This window comes from Arthrobacter sp. TmtSoilC79 (assembly GCF_059739405.1).
On record NZ_AP046051.1, the window covers coordinates 3,337,713 to 3,357,431 of the forward strand.

General features: G+C 62.2%; 19 protein-coding genes. 5 read left to right on the plus strand and 14 right to left on the minus strand.

Annotated features, from left to right (window positions below; all coding sequences use genetic code 11):
* Nucleotides 1-69: 69 nt before the first annotated feature.
* The 13 genes from AC6JA3_RS15195 to AC6JA3_RS15255 form a co-directional block, all read right to left on the minus strand.
* Nucleotides 70-765, minus strand: a complete 696-nt coding sequence (locus AC6JA3_RS15195; RefSeq protein WP_497920640.1) for a DedA family protein — start codon at nucleotides 763-765, stop codon at nucleotides 70-72.
* Nucleotides 766-958: 193 nt separating this feature from the next.
* Nucleotides 959-1,609, minus strand: a complete 651-nt coding sequence (locus AC6JA3_RS15200; RefSeq protein WP_497920224.1) for a DedA family protein — start codon at nucleotides 1,607-1,609, stop codon at nucleotides 959-961.
* Nucleotides 1,610-1,695: 86 nt separating this feature from the next.
* Nucleotides 1,696-3,006: a thymidine phosphorylase gene (locus AC6JA3_RS15205; protein WP_497920225.1), complete on the minus strand. Its 1,311-nt coding sequence runs from the start codon at nucleotides 3,004-3,006 to the stop codon at nucleotides 1,696-1,698.
* A complete protein-coding gene (locus tag AC6JA3_RS15210) occupies nucleotides 3,003-3,407 on the minus strand; it encodes a cytidine deaminase (protein WP_026542850.1) in 405 nt (134 codons plus the stop codon). Before AC6JA3_RS15210 ends, AC6JA3_RS15205 begins: the two co-directional genes overlap by 4 nt.
* A gap of 2 nt (nucleotides 3,408-3,409) precedes the next feature.
* Nucleotides 3,410-4,699, minus strand: a complete 1,290-nt coding sequence (locus tag AC6JA3_RS15215) for an ABC transporter permease (RefSeq protein WP_026542851.1) — start codon at nucleotides 4,697-4,699, stop codon at nucleotides 3,410-3,412.
* Entirely contained in the window at nucleotides 4,696-6,036 is a 1,341-nt protein-coding gene (locus AC6JA3_RS15220) for an ABC transporter permease (protein ID WP_026542852.1), read from the minus strand. The genes AC6JA3_RS15215 and AC6JA3_RS15220 overlap by 4 nt, the downstream gene beginning before the upstream one ends.
* The gene (locus AC6JA3_RS15225) at nucleotides 6,026-7,546 is read right to left on the minus strand and encodes an ABC transporter ATP-binding protein (RefSeq protein ID WP_026542853.1); all 1,521 of its coding nucleotides are present in this window, start codon (nucleotides 7,544-7,546) and stop codon (nucleotides 6,026-6,028) included. The genes AC6JA3_RS15220 and AC6JA3_RS15225 overlap by 11 nt, the downstream gene beginning before the upstream one ends.
* 135 nt (nucleotides 7,547-7,681) lie before the next feature.
* Nucleotides 7,682-8,788 (minus strand): BMP family lipoprotein, encoded by a 1,107-nt coding sequence (locus AC6JA3_RS15230; protein ID WP_026542854.1) that lies wholly within the window; start codon nucleotides 8,786-8,788, stop codon nucleotides 7,682-7,684.
* Between the two features lie 245 nt (nucleotides 8,789-9,033).
* Entirely contained in the window at nucleotides 9,034-10,044 is a 1,011-nt protein-coding gene (locus AC6JA3_RS15235; RefSeq protein ID WP_223944923.1) for an NADP-dependent oxidoreductase, read from the minus strand.
* Nucleotides 10,041-10,472 (minus strand): organic hydroperoxide resistance protein, encoded by a 432-nt coding sequence (locus AC6JA3_RS15240; protein ID WP_497920226.1) that lies wholly within the window; start codon nucleotides 10,470-10,472, stop codon nucleotides 10,041-10,043. The genes AC6JA3_RS15235 and AC6JA3_RS15240 overlap by 4 nt, the downstream gene beginning before the upstream one ends.
* A 53-nt stretch (nucleotides 10,473-10,525) precedes the next feature.
* Nucleotides 10,526-10,960: a MarR family winged helix-turn-helix transcriptional regulator gene (locus AC6JA3_RS15245; protein ID WP_223944922.1), complete on the minus strand. Its 435-nt coding sequence runs from the start codon at nucleotides 10,958-10,960 to the stop codon at nucleotides 10,526-10,528.
* Between the two features lie 153 nt (nucleotides 10,961-11,113).
* Nucleotides 11,114-12,319 carry an amidohydrolase gene (locus AC6JA3_RS15250; protein ID WP_497920228.1) on the minus strand — a complete coding sequence of 402 codons (1,206 nt, stop codon included), beginning with the start codon at nucleotides 12,317-12,319 and terminating at the stop codon, nucleotides 11,114-11,116.
* 110 nt (nucleotides 12,320-12,429) lie between these two features.
* Complete coding sequence (locus AC6JA3_RS15255) at nucleotides 12,430-13,527, minus strand: mannose-1-phosphate guanylyltransferase (protein ID WP_397334567.1); 1,098 nt, start codon at nucleotides 13,525-13,527, stop codon at nucleotides 12,430-12,432.
* A gap of 289 nt (nucleotides 13,528-13,816) precedes the next feature.
* Here AC6JA3_RS15255 and sdhC point away from each other — a divergent pair, with 289 nt between their 5' ends.
* The 5 genes from sdhC to AC6JA3_RS15280 all read left to right on the plus strand — a co-directional run bounded on the left by sdhC (nucleotide 13,817) and on the right by AC6JA3_RS15280 (nucleotide 18,233).
* Nucleotides 13,817-14,197 (plus strand): succinate dehydrogenase, cytochrome b556 subunit, encoded by a 381-nt coding sequence (gene sdhC, locus AC6JA3_RS15260; RefSeq protein WP_018777254.1) that lies wholly within the window; start codon nucleotides 13,817-13,819, stop codon nucleotides 14,195-14,197.
* Nucleotides 14,198-14,200: 3 nt separating this feature from the next.
* Nucleotides 14,201-14,662, plus strand: coding sequence for a succinate dehydrogenase hydrophobic membrane anchor subunit (locus tag AC6JA3_RS15265; RefSeq protein ID WP_017197835.1), 462 nt, complete (start codon nucleotides 14,201-14,203; stop codon nucleotides 14,660-14,662).
* Nucleotides 14,663-14,760: 98 nt separating this feature from the next.
* The gene (sdhA, locus tag AC6JA3_RS15270; protein ID WP_026547511.1) at nucleotides 14,761-16,560 is read left to right on the plus strand and encodes a succinate dehydrogenase flavoprotein subunit; all 1,800 of its coding nucleotides are present in this window, start codon (nucleotides 14,761-14,763) and stop codon (nucleotides 16,558-16,560) included.
* Nucleotides 16,560-17,342 carry a succinate dehydrogenase iron-sulfur subunit gene (locus tag AC6JA3_RS15275; RefSeq protein WP_026542862.1) on the plus strand — a complete coding sequence of 261 codons (783 nt, stop codon included), beginning with the start codon at nucleotides 16,560-16,562 and terminating at the stop codon, nucleotides 17,340-17,342. Before sdhA ends, AC6JA3_RS15275 begins: the two co-directional genes overlap by 1 nt.
* Before the next feature lie 114 nt (nucleotides 17,343-17,456).
* Complete coding sequence (locus AC6JA3_RS15280) at nucleotides 17,457-18,233, plus strand: alpha/beta hydrolase (RefSeq protein ID WP_026542863.1); 777 nt, start codon at nucleotides 17,457-17,459, stop codon at nucleotides 18,231-18,233.
* A 77-nt stretch (nucleotides 18,234-18,310) separates the two neighbouring features.
* On the opposite strand, the gene AC6JA3_RS15285 is transcribed toward AC6JA3_RS15280, so the two are convergent.
* The gene (locus AC6JA3_RS15285) at nucleotides 18,311-19,612 is read right to left on the minus strand and encodes an ABC transporter substrate-binding protein (RefSeq protein ID WP_026542864.1); all 1,302 of its coding nucleotides are present in this window, start codon (nucleotides 19,610-19,612) and stop codon (nucleotides 18,311-18,313) included.
* Nucleotides 19,613-19,719 lie beyond the last annotated feature (107 nt).

Genomic DNA, 19,719 nt, shown 5'->3' on the forward strand with positions numbered 1-19,719 from the left:
AAGACTAGTCCCCAACGGGGCCTTGGCCAGTACTGCTCTTTTACCTGCTCTTATACCTGCCGGCCACAACTAACTGGCCGGCTTGGAGAGGTCGACGCCGGCGACAGCCTTTTCCGTGGGACCGGAAACAGGACCGGAAACCGGTGATTCGGCACCGGCAGCAGTGTCCTTGGCCAGGTCCTTCTTTTCAAGGTACTTGTGCCACCAGCGCAGGGCGTGATCCACCACGATGCCCAAAATTACGGCGAAGGCGACTGCGATGCCGACTCCAAGGAGCGGGTTGTTATGCACCCATTGACCGGCAAGGAGGCCGATACCAATCGAGTAGGCAACCCAGGTGACGCAGGCGAAGGCGTCCAACCAGAAGAAGGTCCGGTGGCGGAACCCGGTCTGCCCGGCAACGTAGTTCACCGCGACCCTTCCCCAAGGGATGTACCGGGCCGTGAAAATGAGGACTGCGCCGCGCTTGTCGAGCTCATACTGTGCCCAGGCAAACATTTTCTGGACCTTGGGCCTGCGCATCCACTTCCAGCGGGTGAGACCGATTTTCCGGCCCAGCATGTAGGCCATGTTGTCACCGGCCATGGCACCTACCAGTGCCGTTGCGCCCAGGATCCAGAGGTTGGGTTCTCCGCTGTGAAGGGACAGCGCCGAGAGGCCCACAATGGCTGTTTCGCTGGGCAGGATGGTGGCAAATCCGTCAATGAAAAAGAAGACCAGGAGTACCGGGTATATCCATGGCTGCCCGGCTGCATGCTCGAGCATTTGGTTCAAAAACTCCACGCGGCGGTAGCTCCTAGGCGAATATGACTTGACACTGTGACGGAAGTCGCTCTTAGTGTCCCATGGCCGGGACGTCGTTCGCTACGCCCCAGCCTCGGGATCACACGCTTAACGCTATAGCTGCCGGGATGGTGCCGTCGTCAACCGCGGGGCTGATCTTCCGGGGCTCCCGGCGTCATACCGTGGGTGGAGCCGGGGCGTCTTCGCCGGGAATGTTCTTACCGTCCAAAGGCACCGATCCCCGGACCTTGCTGATGATCCGATCAATGATGATGCCCAGGATGACGGCCACCACGATCGCTATGACGGCACCCAGAAGGTGGTTGTCCTCGAACCAGACACCAAAGAAGTAACCAAGGATCACCGAATACGTGGCCCACAGGACAGCGGACATGGCCGTCAGGGCAACAAAGCGCCGATGGTGGAAATGCGTGGCGCCTGCCGTCAGGTTGACGGCCACCCTGCCGATGGGTATGAACCGGGCCACCATGATCAGCGAGGCAGACCGGCGTCGAAGTTCCTTCCCGGCCCAGCGGAAGGCGCCTTGCATCCGCTGGGTACGCATCCAACGCCAACGCTGGATGCCGATGCGCCGGCCGATGATGTACGCGATGTTGTCCCCGGAAAAGGCGCCAATGGCAGCCATCAATCCCAGCAGCCATGCGTTGGGCAAGCCGCTGCTTCCGGAAACGGCGCTGAGGCCTACCACGACCGACTCACTCGGGATGGGCGGGAAGAAGCCATCAATGACGCAGCAAGCCAGCACCAGGAACAACACCCATGGCTGCCCGGCCGCGGCGAGGATGAAATCGTTGATGGCCTGCACGGTTTCCTTAAGGTAGCCGGCTCCCAATGGCGCCGGATGACTGGTGTTCCGGGCTGCTCTTGGCGAACAACCCGGAACACTTAAGCCTAGGCGATGCGGTCGATGATGAGCTGGTGCGCCGGGCGTGAACCCTCCGGTGCAATCACCACGGCTTCCTGGAGCGCTTCCTTGGCCCGCTCGAATTTCCCAGGGGTGTCCGTCAGGAGCGTCATGAGCGGCTCACCCGCACGGACCAAGGCGCCGGGCTTGGCGTGCAGCCGCACACCGGCCCCTGCCTGGACCTGGTCTTCCTTGCGGGCCCGCCCGGCACCGAGGCGCCAAGCGGCCACACCTACAGACAGCGCATCCAGTTCCATCAGGACACCATCCGCAGGAGCATAGACAACCTCGGATTCCTTTGCCACCGGAAGGGCGGCACGCGGGTCGCCACCCTGCGCTTGGATCATCCGGTTCCAGACGTCCATGGCACGGCCGTCCTTCAAGGCGGCCGCGGGGTCGGCGTCGTGGATTCCGGCACCGGCCAGCATCTCCTCGGCCAACCGGACAGTCAACTCGACGACGTCTTCCGGACCGCCGCCGGCAAGGACCTCCACGGATTCCTCGACTTCGATCGCATTTCCGGCGGTCAACCCCAGGGGCGTGGACATATCCGTGATCAGCGCAACGGTATGTACGCCGGCGTCCTTGCCCAGGGCCACCATGGTCTCTGCCAGTTCGCGGGCCCGCGCTTCGTCCTTCATGAACGCGCCCGAACCCACCTTGACGTCCAGCACCAGGGAGCCCGTTCCTTCAGCGATCTTCTTGCTCATGATCGAGGAAGCAATCAGCGGGATGGCTTCCACTGTGCCCGTGACGTCACGCAAGGCATAGAGCTTCTTATCCGCCGGGGCGAGCCCGGAGCCCGCGGCGCAAATGACAGCGCCAACGTCCTGGAGTTGGGCCATGATTTCGTCGTTGCTGAGGCTGGCCCTCCACCCGGGGATGGCCTCGAGCTTGTCCAGGGTTCCGCCGGTGTGGCCGAGTCCGCGGCCCGAAAGCTGCGGAACGGCGACGCCGAACACGGCCACCAGCGGTGCCAGCGGCAGCGTGATCTTGTCCCCGACTCCCCCGGTGGAGTGCTTGTCGCTGGTAGCCTTCCGGCCGCCGTCGGGCCTCGTCAGGGAGGAAAAGTCCATCCGCTCCCCCGAGGCGATCATGGCCGACGTCCACCGCGAGATCTCCGAGCGGTCCATTCCGTTCAGCAGGATGGCCATGTTCAGCGCAGCCATCTGTTCCTCGGCAATCACACCGCGGGTGTAGGCATCAATGGTCCAGTCGATCTGCTCAGGCGTGAGCGTGCCCTTGTCCCGCTTGATGGAAATGATCTGGACGGCGTCGAACGCTTCAGTGCTGGTCACGTGGTTTCCTCCAGGTGTTCGGGACCAAAGGCGTCAGGCAGCACCTGGTCCATGGATTTGATTCCCTGAGTTGTCATGAGCTGCATTCCGGGCGCCCTGAATTCGTAGAGCAACTGCCGGCAACGCCCGCACGGCATGAGGATGTTGCCTTGGCCGTCCACGCAGTAGAACGCGGCGATCCTGCCGCCCCCGGTCATGTGGAGCTGTCCCACCAGGGCACATTCGGCGCAGAGGGTCAGGCCATAGCTGGCATTCTCCACGTTGCAACCACTGATGATCCGGCCGTCCTCGGTAAGGGCCGCAGCCCCCACCGGGAACTTCGAATACGGGGCGTAGGCGTTGAGCATGGCCTGCTTGGCAGCAACTTCCAGTGCCTGCCAGTCAATGTCATTCGCAGGCATCGTCAACCCTTCACGTACGGTATGCCGCTGGCCGCCGGTCCACGTGACTTACCCACCAAACCGGCGACGGCGAAGATGGTCACCAGATACGGCAGCATGGCCATGAACTGGCTGGGCACCGGAGTACCAATGATGCCCAGGATGGACTGCAGGTTGTACGCGAAGCCGAACAGGAGCGATGCCAGGAAGGCGCCGATCGGGTTCCACCGGCCAAAGATCAACGCTGCCAGGGCGATGAAGCCACGGCCGCCGGAGATGTCCTTGGTGAAGGAGTCGATGGTCACCAAGGTGAACACCGCGCCGCCGATACCGGCGATGGCACCACCCAAAGTGACGTTCCAGAAACGGGTGGCGTTGACGTTGATGCCCAGGGTGTCGGCAGCCTGCGGGTGCTCGCCGACAGCGCGGACACGCAGGCCCCACCGGGTCTTGAACAGGCCGAACCACACCACAGCCACAGCCACGTACATGAGGTAGCCCGCGATGGATTGCTCAAAGAGGATGGGACCAATGATGGGGATGTCCGAGAGCAGCGGGATCGGCAGGATATCAAGCCGCCCCGGGGTGTTGAACTGCTCCTTGTTCGGCACCATCAAAGTGCCGTAGAGGAAGCCGGTCAGACCCGACACGAGGACGTTGAGGACAACGCCCACGATGATCTGGTTGACCAGGTACTTGATGCTGAAGACCGCCAGGACCATGGATACAGCGGCACCGGCAGCAGCGGCTGCAATGAGGCCAATGTACGGGCTGCCAGTCATCGTGGCCACCAGGGCAGCAGTGAATGCGCCACCCAGGAGCTGGCCCTCGATGGCGATGTTTACTACGCCTACACGCTCACAAAGCACGCCTGAGAGAGAACCAAAGACCAGCGGCACTGCCAGGGTCACCGAGCCGGCAACCAGGCCGGCCAGTGAAATGGAGGGCTGCCGTGCCCCTGCCACGATCCAGACAAGCAAAGCGAAGACAAAAACCACGGCAAACACGATCGGAAGCCACTTCGGTGAGCGCTCCCCCTGCGTCCAGAGGTAGATGGAATAGGCGGCCATGGCCAGGAGCAGGATGCCAAAGACCACACCGCCCACCTGCCCGGGAATCATAAGGGCGGGAACGGCGACGGCGTCACCGGCGTCGCTGATTTTCATTTCGGCGGTCTGGTCCGGGCCCAAAAAGCCGAAGAAGACCAGGGCTATGAGGGCAAGGATGCCGAGGGAGAGCGGGACTTTCATGGATGGCCGGAAGGCCGGCAGGGCCGTTGATCCCGACGTCGGAGCGGTGGTTGTCGCGCTCATTTGGCACCTCCGGAGGCGTTGACGAGGGCAGCCTTGGGAGCCGCTTTCGGTGTCTTGTTCTTCTTCTTTTGCTCAAGCCGGAAAATCGACCTGATCAGCGGGGGTGCCGCGATGAAGAGAACGATCAGGGACTGGACCACCAACACGATGTCGATGGGCGTCCCCGTCTGGATCTGCATCTGCACGGCCCCTGCACGGAAAGCTCCAAACAGCAGGCCGGCAAAGAACGTCCCCCAGGGCGTGCTCCGTCCCAGCAGTGCAACGGTGATGGAGTCAAAACCGATCTGGGCGGCGACGCCGCCGGTCAGCACTTTCTCGGTGCCGGCCACTTGGGCAACTCCGCCAAATGCGGCGAGGGCGCCGGCCATGGCCATCACCAGGATGGTGGCGCGGGGTACGTTGACACCGGCTGTCCGGGCTGCGATGGGGTTGGCCCCCACTGCCCGGAATTCGAAGCCGATGGTGGAACGGTTCAGCAACCACCACACGCCAAAGGTCAGTGCGATGGCCACCAGGAACCCAAGGTGCAGCCGGGATCCCGGGATGAGCACCGGATATGTCGCCGACTCATCCAGGCGCGGCGAGATGGGGCTGCTGTCGCCAGGACGGCGGAAGGCAGCTGTATTGAGGAGGAAGTCCAACAGGAACAGCGCCACGTAGTTCAGCATGATGGTCACGATGACCTCATGCGCTCCAGTCCGGGCTTTGAGGATGCCGACGATCCCGCCCCACACAGCGCCACCCAGGACACCCATGATGATGACCACCAGCAGGTGCAGGCCGAACGGCAGGTGCCAGGTGAAACCGACATAGGCCGCCAGCGTGGCACTGATGATGATCTGGCCTTGCGCACCAATGTTGAACAGCCCTGCACGGAAGGCCAGGGCCACTCCAAGGCCGGCGCAGATCAGGGGCGTTGCCACGGTCATGGTCTCGAGCAAGGGCTTGAATCCCTCACGTGCGCTGAAGACGGAGCCTTGGAAGAGCGCAACGTAGCTCTCGGTCATGGCCGCCCACAACGCATTGAGGAAGTCCGTGGGCCGGGCAAAGAGATAACCTGCGGTTTTGGCTACCTGGGTATCGGTGCTGGCGATCAACAGGCCGCCCAGGAACAGGGCAACCAGGACCGCCAGGACAGAGACAAAACCGTTGCCCATGACGATCCGGCGCAGGACGCTGCCCTGCTGGTGGCCAGGGTCCCCGCTTTGGGATGAAACAGGCACAATGGAGGGTTCCAGCGTTCCTCCTGCGGTGTCCAGCGCCACGTCAGCGGCACGGACTTCAGCCGTGGATTCATCGGGTGCAGGGGCCTTGTTGGACTCGTCTTTAGTTGTCATCGGAGCCTCCTTCCGGGCCGACTCCGGCCATCATCAATCCGAGCGTGTCCCGCGACGTCCCGCCGGGGACAATACCGACGAGCTTGCCCTTGTACAGCACGGCAATCCGGTCTGCGAGTTCAATGACTTCATCGAGCTCGGTGGAAACAATCATGACCGGTGTTCCAACATCGCGTTCGGCAACGATCCGTTTGTGCAGGAATTCGATGGAACCGACGTCCACGCCGCGTGTGGGCTGGCTGGCAATAAACAACCGCAGGGGCCGGGACAGTTCCCTGGCCATGACTACTTTCTGCTGGTTGCCGCCGGACAATGTTCCGGCAGCCGACGCCGCGGAGGGCGTCCGGATGTCGAACTCCGCAATCTTGGTCTTTGCGTGCTCGGAGACCTTTGCAGGTTTCATGCTGATTCCGCTGGCAAACGGTGCTTGGTCATAGAGGTCCAGGACCAGGTTCTCAGCTACGGAGAAGGGACCTACCAGCCCGTCCACCGAGCGGTCCTCCGGCACGAACCCAACGCCGGAGCGCAGGACTTCCTTGACGGAAAGCCCCAGCAGCTCCTTGCCATCCAGCGTCACCGAACCAGTGACATGGTCCTGGATTCCGAGAATGGCTTCGGTGAGCTCCGTCTGGCCGTTGCCTTGTACACCGGCGACGGCGAGGATCTCGCCTTGGGCGATTCCGAAGCTGATCCCGTCCACCACGTTGGTGCCATTGGCTGCCCGGACCGTCAGGTTCTCCACCACGAACGTGGTGTCCTTCGGTTGCGCCGGGGCCTTGTTCAGGCTCAAGCTGACGGGACGGCCCACCATCATCGATGCCAGTTCAGTGGCCGATGCCGTAGGAGGTGCATCGCCCACCACTTTGCCGCGGCGGACCACGGTAATGACGTCGGAGACAGCTTTCACTTCCCGCAGCTTGTGCGAAATGAACACAATGGAGGTGCCGCCGGCCTTGAGCTGGCGCATGATGTCCAGGAGTTCATCGGTTTCCTGGGGTGTCAGCACAGCCGTGGGTTCGTCCAGGATCAGGACTTTGGCTTCGCGGACCAGCGCCTTGATGATTTCGACGCGCTGCTGGACACCCACAGGGAGGTCCTCCACGAGGGCGTCGGGATCGACGTCGAAGCCGTATTGATCGGAAATCTCCCGGATTTTCTTCCGGGTTTCTTCCATGCTCAGCACACCGCCAAAAGTGGTGGGTTCTGCGCCGAGCGCCACGTTTTCTGCCACCGTGAAAACGGGAACCAGCATGAAGTGCTGGTGCACCATGCCAATACCTGCTGCCATGGCGTCGCCAGGTCCACGGAAGTTGACCGGTTGGTCATCCACCAGGATCTGGCCTGCTGTGGGCTCATACAGCCCGTACAGCACGTTCATCAGGGTTGATTTACCGGCACCGTTTTCGCCCAGGAGGCAATGGATCTGGCCGGATTCGACGACGAGGTCGATGTCTTGGTTGGCGTAGAAGGTCCCGAAGGCTTTCGAGATCCCCTTCAATTCGAGTTTCACAACTCCCACCGTTCTGTGAGTCCGAGGGACAGCTGTACTGCTCCAAAGCCACTGGCTTTGAGGCCCAGCGTAGTCAGGGCAAAAACGCGCCGCCAGTACCGGGGCTCGGTACTGGCGGCGCGTCCAGGAATTGATTTACTTCTTGGGGCTCGCTGCCGATTCGACAACCAGCTTGCCGGAGACGATGTCTGCCTTCAGGGCATCGAGTTCGGACTTGGTTTCTGCGGTCACGGCCGAGTCAAGGTCGTGGAACGGAGCAATCGCAACGCCATCGTTTTCCAACGTGCCAACGTAGGCCTCGTTGGTGAACTTGCCGTCCTTGTCATCCTTCACCACGGTTTCAACGGCCTCGCCCATCTGCTTGACCACGGAGGTCAGCATGAGGTCCTTGTATTCGGGGGCGGTGAGGTAGCCGTCGGAGTCAACCCAGATGAGCTTGACGTCCTTGCCTGAGGCCTTGGCTTCCTTCAGCGCAGCGCCTGCACCCTTACCAACCGGTCCGGCCACGGGCATGATGATGTCCGCGCCCTGGTCCAGCAGGTTGATGGTGACCTGCTTGCCGGTGTCCTGCTTCTCGAAGTCACCCGTGAATGAGCCGTCCTGGGTGTTCTTGTCCCAGCCGACAACCTGGACGGTCTTGTTCTTGGCCTTGTTGTAGGCCTGGACACCGTCGTAGAAGCCGTCCATGAAGATGGTGACCGTGGGGATCTTGATGCCGCCGAAGGTACCCACCTTGCCCGTCTTGGACGTGGCCGCAGCTGCGTAGCCTGCCAGGTAGGCCGCTTGTGCCGTGTCATAGACGATCGGCTTCACGTTGGTGATGGGGGTTTCGTACGAGTAGTCGATAATCGCGAAGTGCTTGTCGGCGTTCGCAGCGGCGGCAGCCTTGGTGGCGTCGCCGAGGAGGAAGCCGACCGTAACCGTGAGGTTGCAGCCTGCGGAGACCATGCCGTTGAGGTTCGTCTCGAAGTCGCTGTTGGCCTTGGATTCGGCCGACTTCACGGTGATGCCCAAGTCTGTCTCAGCCTTCTTGAGGCCTTCGAACGAGGACTGGTTGAAGGACTGGTCATCGAATCCACCGGAGTCCGAGACGATGCATCCAAGGAAGTCACTCTTGGTGGCGGTGCCGGAGCCAGCATCGGGGGCCTGTCCACAACTGGTCAGCAGGAGCGCTGCTGCGCCGAGGGTGGCAACACCGGCCATTGAACCGCGCTTCAGGGTGGCACGCAGTGGTTTCTTCAATTTTCCTCCAGGAAGAAAGTGATTGGCGCTACGACGGATGGTCAATGAGTGTCCGTTTCCTATACCTGAGGCAGAAATTCTGTTTTCACTGATGCTCGCAGCTGCGCCGAAGCGCATTGATGTCACCAACACTAGTGGCCTGGAACACACCCAGCTACCACAAATGATCCCTCCAGGTCAGATTGTTGACCTTTTGTTACCAAGCAGTAGCCGGGTGTGCAAGTCACATGCGATTCACCTGTGGATTAAAGGCGGACCAGCATCTTTCCGGTGTTCGCCCCGTCCAGCAGGTCAATGAAGGCCTGCGGTGCGTTTTCCAGTCCGTCAACGATTGTCTCGTCATAGCTGACGGACCCATCGGCCAGCCATCCGGCCATCTTCTGCGCAAATTCGGGGGCGTGTTGACGCTGGCCGCCCACCAGGAATCCACGCAGGGTGAGCTGCTTGCCGATGGCCACGGCAAGGTTCCGGGGCGCGACCGGGGGCTCGGTGGAGTTGTACTGTGCAATGGCACCGCACATGGCCACACGGCCGCCTACTGTCAGGGTTGCCAGGGCTGCTTCCAGGTGTTCTCCGCCAACGTTGTCGAAGTAGACATCGATGCCGCGCTCCCCTGCCGCATCCTTGAGCTGGTCCAGCACCGGAGCGTCGTTGTAGTTGAAGGCGGCATCAAAACCGAGCTCCAGCAACCGGGCAACCTTCTCCGGGGATCCCGCACTGCCGATCACCTTTGATGCACCCATGGCTTTGGCGATCTGGCCCACCATGGAACCGACGGCCCCAGCGGCTCCGGAGACGAACACGACGTCGCCTTCCTTGAACTCTGCGACCTTCAGCAGCCCCGCGTAAGCAGTCAGCCCCGTCATGCCCAGCGCACCCAGGAAGGCAGACGTCGGGGCCAGCCCCGACGGGACGGGAGTAGTTGCCGCGGCGTCCACTACAGCGTGCTCGCGCCAGCCCAGTTGATGCACGACGACGTCACCCACCTTGTGCGCGTCCGAACGGGACGCGATCACCTCACCTACCGCACCGCCGTCGAGCGCTGCATCCAGACGGAACGGCGCGGAGTAGGACTTGACGTCGTTCATGCGGCCACGCATGTACGGATCCACGGACATGAACTGGTTCTTCACCAGAACCTGTCCCTCGGCGAGCTCCGGGAGCGGTGCCGCTGCCAGCCGGAAGTTCTCCTGGGCCGGGCGTCCCACCGGGCGGGAGGCCAGCTGGATTTCGCGGGTTTCAGTTACGGCGCTCATGCTGCGAACTCCACGAGCTTGAGGTCTACGGCCATGTTGCCGCGGGTTGCATTGGAGTAAGGGCAGATCTGGTGCGCTTTGGCCATCAGCTCTTCAGCGGCGCTGCGGTCCAGCGCGGGCAGGGCAATCTCGAGTTCGGCAGCCAGGCCGTAACCTTCACTGTCCGTCAGGGCGCCGAAGTGGATCTTGGCAGCCACTGCGGAGTCGCTGAGGTCAACGCGTTCCTTGCGGCCCACCAGGCGCAGGGCGGAGTGGAAGCATGCCGCGTAGCCGGCAGCAAAGAGCTGCTCCGGGTTGGTTCCTTCACCGTTGCCGCCGAGCTCCACGGGGCTGGCCAGTGCTACATCCAGCTTGCCGTCATTGGTGCGGGCGTTGCCATCGCGGCCTTCGCCGGAGGCCAGTGCCTCGGCAGTGTAGAGAGTCTTCATGGTGTTTCCGTTTCTCTTCGGGAATGGATGTTCCGGGATTTTCCGGGAGTTCGTCAGAGTGAGCTGTTCAAGGCCGTGGTGAGTTTGCCGAGCGTGGCGTGGAGCTGTTCGATTTCGTCGGCAGAAAGCCCTGCTGCGTCGGCGAGGCGCTGGGGAACGGCCTGGGCACGGGCGCTCAAGGCGGTCCCGGCGTCGGTCAGAACAACGTCCACGCGGCGCTCGTCTTCGGCCGAGCGGCGGCGTTCCACCAGGCGCAGGCCCTCAAGGCGCTTCAGGAGGGGTGACAACGTTCCTGAATCCAGGCCGAGTTCGGCACCAAGGTCGCGGACGCTCCGGGGCTCCTGCTCCCAGAGGACCAGCATCACCAGGTACTGCGGGTAGGTCAGGCCGAGGTCATCCAGCACGGGGCGGTAGACCGCCGTCGCCGCCTTGGACGCCGAGTACAGCGCAAAGCAGACCTGGTGGCGGAGGCGGGGTGCATCACTCATGAATAAAACGATAGTGCACAATTCAATTGTGCACAACTCATCTGCCCCTGACGTACCCAACCGAGTCGCAGTTGAGCGCGTTCTGACGGGTCAAACGCGCTCAACTGCGAGTCAGGTGGGTTTACTGTTCAGTGCGTTTACTGCTCAGTGGGTTTACTGTTCGAGGTCGCGGATGGTTCGCAGGGCAGCTGCGGTCAGCACGCGGATGGCGTAGCCGAGGGCGCGTTCATCAACAATGAAGTCACCGCGGTGGAGATCGTACTCTTCGCCGCCCGGGGTGTGCGTACCCAGGCGCATCATGGCACCGGGAAGGTCCGCCAGGAACCAGGCAAAGTCCTCGCCACCCATGGACTGCGGCGTGAGGACCACCGCATTCTCCCCCAGCTCGGCGCGGGCAGAGGCTTCAATAAGCGCGGTCTCATGCTCGGAGTTCACCACGGGCGGCACGCCACGGGTGTGTTCCAGATGGACATCCACGCCGTAGGGCGCGGCAACCTGCCGGACGACGTCGTCCAGCAACTCCCCCGCACTGTGCCAGGCGTCGCGGTCCAGGCAACGCATGGTGCCGGCCATGTAGCCGGTTCCCGGAATGGCGTTGGGTGCCGAACCTGCGGAAATCTGGCCCCAAACCACCGACACGCCACTGCGGACGTCCACGCGGCGGGAAAGGACTGCCGGCACATTCACCGCGATTTGAGCCAGGGCGAACACAAGGTCCTCGGTCAGGTGCGGCCTGGAGGTGTGCCCTCCCCGGCCGGAAAGCTCAATCTTGATGGTGTCCGACGCCGAGGTGATGGCCCCGATGCGGGTGCCGATCTGGCCTACGTTGATCCGCGGATCGCAATGCAGCGCCAGGATACGCGGCACGCCTTCCAGCACTCCCTGTTCGATGCAGGCCAGCGCTCCGCCGGGCATGGTTTCCTCGGCCGGCTGGAAGATGATCCGGACCGTGCCGCCGAGCGGGTTGTTCTTGTGCATCCGCTGCAGCGTCAAAGCGATGCCAAGCATGGCAGTGGTATGGACATCGTGCCCGCAAGCATGGGTCACACCATGGTTCTTCGAGGCGAACGGCAAGCCGGTTTCCTCAATGATCGGCAGTGCGTCAATGTCACCACGAAGGGCGGTGGCGATGGGGCCTTCACCCACGTCAACGGTCAGGCCGGTCTCCTCAAGTCGCCTGGGCTTCAGCCCGGCGGCCTCAAGCCGCTCCACGAGCTTGTCCGTGGTGCGGAATTCCTTGAAGGAAAGCTCAGGGTGCGCATGGAGGTCACGCCGGAATTCGACGAGTCCGGGAAGGAGTTCATCCACCCAAGGACTCACAACGGGAGCTGGCTCGGTTTCAGTCGTGTAATTGCGCACGTCACAACTCTAGCCATGCCACGCCTCCGAAGAACGAAAGCCACCTCTTGGTTACGCTGCGTTCAGGCGCAGGACAACCAAAGAGGTGGCTCACGGTATAAGGAGGTTGGTTACAGCACGTCCGTATCGCCGCTGGCCTTGAGGGCATCAACAGTGCCCTTGACCAGTTGCGCGTGCTCTTTGGTGGTGACCAGGAGCGCGTCCGGGGTGTCCACGATGACCACATCCTTGATGCCAATCAGTGCAATGACGCGTTTGGTATCGGAGACCACCACGCCGCTGGCATTTTCCGCGAACACACGGGCGCCTTCACCAAGCACGGTCACTTCGTCCACATCACCGGCGTTGTTCAGGCGGCCGATCGCGGCAAAGTCGCCGACGTCGTCCCACCGGAAAGTACCGGGCACGACGGCGACATCGCCGGCTGCCGCTGCGGGCTCGGCAACGGCGTAGTCAATGGCAATCTTGGGCAGCGTAGGCCAGACCCGGGCGGTCACTTCGGCACGCTGCGGCGTATCCCAGGCCTCCGCGATCTCCTGGAGGCCCTTGAACAGTTCAGGCTGGTTGGCTTCAAGGTGCTTGAGCATGAGCGCCACGGGAGCCACGAACATGCCCGCGTTCCAGACGTAGTCCCCGGCTTCGACGTACTTGTTGGCTACTTCCTGGCTTGGCTTCTCAACGAACTCCGCAACGGCCAGCGCATTCGGTGCGCCTTCGACGTGGAGGGCAGCGCCGGAGCGGATGTAGCCGAAGCCGGTGGAAGGGTGCGTGGGCTTGATGCCGATGGTGACGATTTTTCCCATTGCGGCGGTATAGATGGCCTCGCGCACGGTTTCCTGGAAAAGATCGTCCGGGCTGATGACCTGGTCTGCCGCAAAGGAGCCCATGATGGTCTCCGGGTCGCGGCGGTACAGGATGGCAGCGGCAAGACCGATCGCGGCACCGGAGTCCTTGGGTTCACTCTCGAGCACCAGTTCGTCGTCGCCCACTTCAGGGAGCTGGCGGCAGACTGCGGCGCGGTGGGCAACACCGGTGACAACCAATACCCGCTCGCCGGCCAGCGGCTCCAGGCGGTCATAGGTGGCCCTCAGCAAGGTGCTGCCAGAACCGGTCAGGTCATGAAGGAACTTGGGCGCTGCGGCCCGCGAGAGTGGCCACAACCGGGTCCCCACACCGCCGGCCGGAATAACCGCATGGAAGCGGTTCATGGGCGATTCCGGGTATTTTGCGTCTTCTGTACTCACCGCAACACTTTATCCGACGCAGGCGCGAAGCCCTGCAGCGCGCCACGCATGTGGCATTCGTCTCAGCAAGTGGCGAAAATCGCCTGAATACTGGCACGAAACATGGATTTAACAAGGAGAGAAGCCCGTCCTAAATTGAATATGCTGTGAGCGAAGCCTAGATTTAGGCGTGAGCTACGAGTGCTCTCGCAGCAGGCGTTCCCCTTGCGTGGATCCCATGCCAGCGCCGCTGTGTTGCAGGAAGGTTTAATCAGTGCCGACAAAACCAGCTGGCACCTTGTACCGCGGCCGTGAAGGCATGTGGTCCTGGGTTGGACATCGTATTACCGGTGTAGTGATCTTTTTCTTCTTGTTGGTCCATGTGCTGGACACCTCATTGGTGCGCGTGTCCCCCGAGGCCTACACGGCCGTCATTGGTGCTTACAAGAACCCCCTCATGGCCCTGGGGGAAACGGGCCTGGTCGCTGCGATCATCTTCCACGCCTTCAACGGCCTGCGCGTGATTGCCATCGACTTCTGGAAAAAGGGCGCCAAGTACCAGCGCCAAATGCTGTGGGTCGTGCTTGCGCTGTGGCTGGTCACGTTCGCCGGCTTCGCCATCCGCCACCTTTCCCTCGCGCTGGGAGGCCACTAAGCCATGACAACCATCGAATCTCCGCGCAGCGGAAAAATCGCACCGAAGTACAACCGCACCGGCTCCAGCCGTGGCAACTTCGAGATGATCGCCTGGCTCTTCATGCGCCTCTCCGGCATCGTCCTCGTGGTGCTGATCTTCGGCCACCTCTTCGTGAACCTGCTGGTAGGCGAAGGCATCCACGCGATCGACTTCGGCTTCGTTGCCGGCAAGTGGGCAGATCCGTTCTGGCAGTTCTGGGACCTGGCCATGCTGTGGCTTGCCATGCTGCACGGTACCAACGGCGTCCGCACCATCATCAACGACTACGCCGAGAAGGATTCCACGCGCTTCTGGCTCAAGATGGTCCTCTACGCGGCCACCCTGGTCATCATCATCCTTGGCACGCTGGTGATCTTCACCTTCAACCCGTGCCCCGTCGTCGACGGCGTTCAGCTTCCTGGCGGATTCTGCCCGGCACCGTAGCGGCGCTGCCGGTTGCTCTCCCGAGCCAACCGGTTCGCCTGACGTAGCGGAGCAGCCTCCGCCGACCATCTGAATTTTTGAAAGAGAGAGCATCTGGTATGCAGGTCCATAAGTACGACGTCGTCATTGTCGGTGCAGGTGGCGCCGGCATGCGCGCCGCGATCGAGTCCGGTCAGCGCGCACGCACCGCGGTACTGACCAAGCTCTACCCCACCCGCTCGCACACAGGTGCAGCCCAGGGTGGCATGTGTGCAGCACTGGCCAACGTCGAAGAAGACAACTGGGAATGGCACACCTTTGACACCATCAAGGGTGGCGACTACCTGGTTGACCAGGACGCAGCCGAGGTCATGGCGAAAGAAGCCATCGACGCCGTGCTGGACCTGGAGAAGATGGGCCTGCCGTTCAACCGCACGCCCGAAGGCCGCATTGACCAGCGCCGCTTCGGTGGCCACACCCGCGACCACGGCAAGGCCCCCGTCCGCCGTGCTTGCTATGCAGCCGACCGCACAGGCCACATGATCCTGCAGACGCTGTACCAAAACTGCGTCAAGCACAACGTTGAGTTCTACAACGAGTACTACGTCCTGGACCTGCTGATCGTCGAAGAAGACGCAGTGCGCGAAGACGGAACCCCGTACAAGCAAAAGCGCGTTGCCGGTGTGGTCTCCTACGACCTCGCCTCCGGTGAGCTCCACGTCTTCCAGGCCAAGTCGGTGGTGTTCGCTTCCGGTGGCGCCGGCAAGGTCTTCAAGACCACCTCCAACGCCCACACCCTCACGGGTGACGGCATGGGCATCGCGTTCCGCCGCGGCATCCCCCTGGAAGACATGGAGTTCTTCCAGTTCCACCCGACCGGCCTCGCCGGCCTGGGCATCCTCCTTACCGAGGGTGCGCGTGGTGAAGGTGCCATCCTGCGTAACTCCGAAGGTGAGCGCTTCATGGAGCGCTACGCCCCCACCATCAAGGACCTCGCACCCCGCGACATCGTGGCCCGCGCCATGGCCAACGAGGTGCGTGAAGGCCGCGGTTGTGGTCCGAACAAAGATTACGTCCTCCTGGACCTGACCCACCTTGAGCCGGCGCACATCGAAGCCAAGCTTCCGGATATCACCGAGTTCGCCCGCACCTACCTGGGTGTGGAACCGTTCACGGATCCTGTTCCGGTGTTCCCCACGGCGCACTACGCCATGGGTGGCATCCCCACCAACATCACCACTGAAGTGCTGCAGGACAACGACACGATCGTGCCGGGCCTCTACGCCGCCGGTGAGGTTGCCTGCGTTTCCGTCCACGGCTCCAACCGCCTGGGCACCAACTCGCTCCTGGACATCAACGTGTTCGGCAAGCGCGCCGGCATCGCCGCTGCGGAGTATTCCAAGACCGCCGACTACGTCGAGCTGCCGGAGGACCCCGAGGCAATGACCCGTGGCATCCTGAACGGGCTCCTTACCGGCAACGGTACCGAGCGTGTGGCACAGATCCGCAAGGAACTGCAGGACACCATGGATGCCAACATGCAGGTGTTCCGCACCAAGGAATCCCTGGAGCAGGTCCTTCGCGACATCGCTTCCTTCGAAGAGCGGTACAAGCACGTTACCGTTCAGGACAAGGGCAAGCGCTTCAACCTGGACCTCCTGGAAGCCGTGGAACTGGGCTTCCTCCTGGACATGGCCAAGGTCATGACCGTAGGTGCACTGCACCGTGAAGAGTCGCGCGGCGGTCACTACCGCGAGGACTTCCCGGACCGCAACGACGAAAAGTTCATGAAGCACTCCATGGCTTACCTGGACACTTCCGTCACCGTCGATTCCTCAGCGGAATCCGTCGCGGGCATCCGTCTTGAGACGAAACCCGTCATCTTCACCCGTTACGAGCCGATGGAGCGTAAGTACTAATGACGACCGAAATGGCAGAGCCCGCTTCCAAGATCGAGCTCCCGGCAAGTGTTGCCGGTGACGGTGAAATTCCGACGTTCCACATCACGCTTCGCGTGCGCCGCTACGATCCCGAAATCTCGGACGAAGCACGTTGGGACGACTACAAGCTGACCATGTACGGCACGGACCGTGTGCTGGATGCCCTCCACAAGGTCAAGTGGGAGATCGACGGCAGCGTTTCCTTCCGCCGCTCCTGCGCCCACGGCGTGTGTGGTTCCGATGCCATGCGCATCAACGGCCGCAACCGCCTCGCCTGCAAGACGCTGCTGAAGGACCTGGACACCACCAAGCCCATCACCGTCGAGCCGATCAAGGGCCTCCCTGTGGAGAAGGACCTGATCGTGGACATGGAGCCCTTCTTCCAGTCCTTCCGCGAAGTCATGCCGTTCCTGATCAACAAGGGCCACGAGCCCACCAAGGAACGCCTGCAGTCCGTTGAGGACCGTGAGCGCTTTGACGACACCACCAAGTGCATCCTGTGCGCCGCCTGCACCTCGTCCTGCCCGGTCTTCTGGACCGATGGCCAGTACTTTGGTCCGGCGGCGATCGTCAACGCCCACCGCTTCATCTTCGATTCCCGTGATGACGCCGGCGACATGCGCCTTGAGATCCTCAACGACAAAGAGGGCGTGTGGCGTTGCCGCACCACCTTCAACTGTTCGGAAGCCTGCCCGCGTGGCATCCAGGTGACACAGGCAATCGCAGAGGTCAAGCAGGCCATCCTGTCCCGCAAGATCTAGTTCGCGTTTCACCACAAGAACACACGACGACGGCGCCACTCACCACTGATGGTGAGGGGCGCCGTCGTCGTTAATCAACTGCCGCAACCGGCTCCGCAACGCAAGGAGATCAGCGTGTCACGCTCTGAAAAGATCAGCTTCACGGGTAGTACCGGCGACGCCCTGGCCGGCATCGTGGACGTGCCCGAGGGGCCCATCCGCGGCTGGGGCCTGTACTCACATGGCCTGACCCTTGGCAAAGACAGCCCCGCGGCTTCGCGCATCTGCAAGGGGCTTGCGGAGCAGGGCGTGGGGATGTTGCGTTTCGACAACCTCGGCCTGGGTGGATCCGCTGGCGAATGGTCGGCAGGGTCCTTCAGCGTCAAAGTGGCCGATACCATCCTGGCCGCGGAGTTCATGCGGGAACAAGGCCGGGCAATTTCCTTGCTGGTGGGCCACTCGTTCGGCGGTGCGGCAGTGCTCGCCGCAGCCCGCGACATTCCCGGCCTGAACGCCGTGGTGACTGTTGCGGCACCATACGAGCCCAAGCATGTTGAGCACATGTTCGATACCGAGATGGAAGACATCCTGCGCGACGGCAGCGCGGTGGTGGACCTTGGCGGCCGTCCCATGGAGGTCCGCCGCCACTTTGTGGAGGACGTGGAACGCGCTGATCTGCGCGACTGCATCCGAACCCTCCACAAGCCCCTGATGGTGATGCACTCCCCCACCGACAACACCGTGGGAATAGACAACGCCAGCGAAATCTTCCGCACCGCCCGGCACCCCCGGAGTTTCATCTCCCTTGAGGGCAGTGAGCATCTGCTGACCGGCAAGGGCCAGGCAGCACGGGTGGCCCGCATCATCAGTGCATGGGCGGACCCGTACCTGGAAGTCGCCAACGCCGTCTAGCTAAAAGCAACGCGGGGTCAGTTGTGGCCCCTAAACCGCTTCAAAAGTGGCCATAAGTGACCCCGCGTTGCTCTTGCCTACTTGCCTATGGCGGCTTTGCTCTCGCTAAGCCATTGCTCGGCCGCCTTCTCCGGGCTCAGCCTCTTGAACAGAACCTCGGTGTTGATGCGGGCGGTGATCTCGGAGACCGCCGTGGATCCCGTAGGACCAATGAAAGTTGGAGCGAAGTCCATCTTGCCGATCTGGTCGATGTAGGCGGCTTCGGCCTTGCCCTGCGGTGTCAGGAGGTCCTGGATGGCCGTGCGCATGCCGGAGTTGCTGGGCACGCCGCGGTCGCTCTGGATGATCTTCGCAGCGGCCTCATTGTTGATGAGGAAGCTGACCAGCTTGGCGGCAGCATCTGTGTGCTTGCTCCGGGCTGAGATGGTGTAGAACTGCGAGGACTGGAGCCAGATTCCGGGCGTGGGCTTCTCCCCTGGGAGCTTGAGCAGCTTCAATTCTGCCCCTGAGGCTTTGCTGAGGGCAGTCAGTGAGTTGGTCCAGGTCAGCATCATGCCGGCCTGGCCCATGCCCATGAGTGTTTGCTCGGTGCTGACGTTCAGTTTCTCAACGGTCTCCGACGCACTGGGGGCAGCTCCGGATTCACTGAGCTTCAGGGAGAAGTCGAAGTAGTCCTGCACGGTTTCCTTGTCCAGGCCAAGCTGTCCCTCCTGCGTGTAGAGGGACTTGCCGCGCTGGCGGGCGAAGGCATCCAGGGAATCGTGCGTCAGGACGGTAGCCGTGCCGTAGGTTCCCTTGGGGCTCTTGGCTGTGATGTCCGCAGCGGTCTTGGCAAAGTCATCCCAGGACCAGGAGTCGTCGTCCGGCAGGGCGACACCCGCGGCCTGGAACACGGCAGGGTTCACTACTATGGCCAGGGCGTTGGCGCCGGTGGAGACGCCGTACTGCTTGCCTTGGACCTGCCCGTTTTCCAGGGCTCCCTGGTCCATCTTGGAAAGATCCAGCGAACCCTGCACCTTGGACAGGTCCAAAAGTGCGCCGCGGTTGGCGTACTCAGCAGGGTAGGCACCACCCATGGTGATGACATCCGGGGCGTCGTTGGCCGCAACCTGGGTGGCCAGTTTGTCGAAGTAACCCCCGATGTCGCCGTACTCCGGCTTGACCTTGATATTGGGGTTGGCGGCCTCGAACTCCTTGATGGCCTTGTTGGTCAGATCCGCACGGGTGGCGTTTCCCCACCATGAGAAACGGATCTCCACCGGCCCGTCTTCGGGCTGGTTGGAGGAGGGACTGGAACATGCTGCCGTGAGGCCAAGCATGCTGACGGCCGCGACGAAAGCTATGGATTTCCGGAGATGCCGGAGGGATTTACGCGTCATTGGGTAAGCTTCTTTCAGGCTCAGAAAACGGTTCCTGAAACGTATCAAGACCGTGTATATTCGTCAATAGTTTGGGATATGAACTATTTAGGCCACTCAAGGAGAAT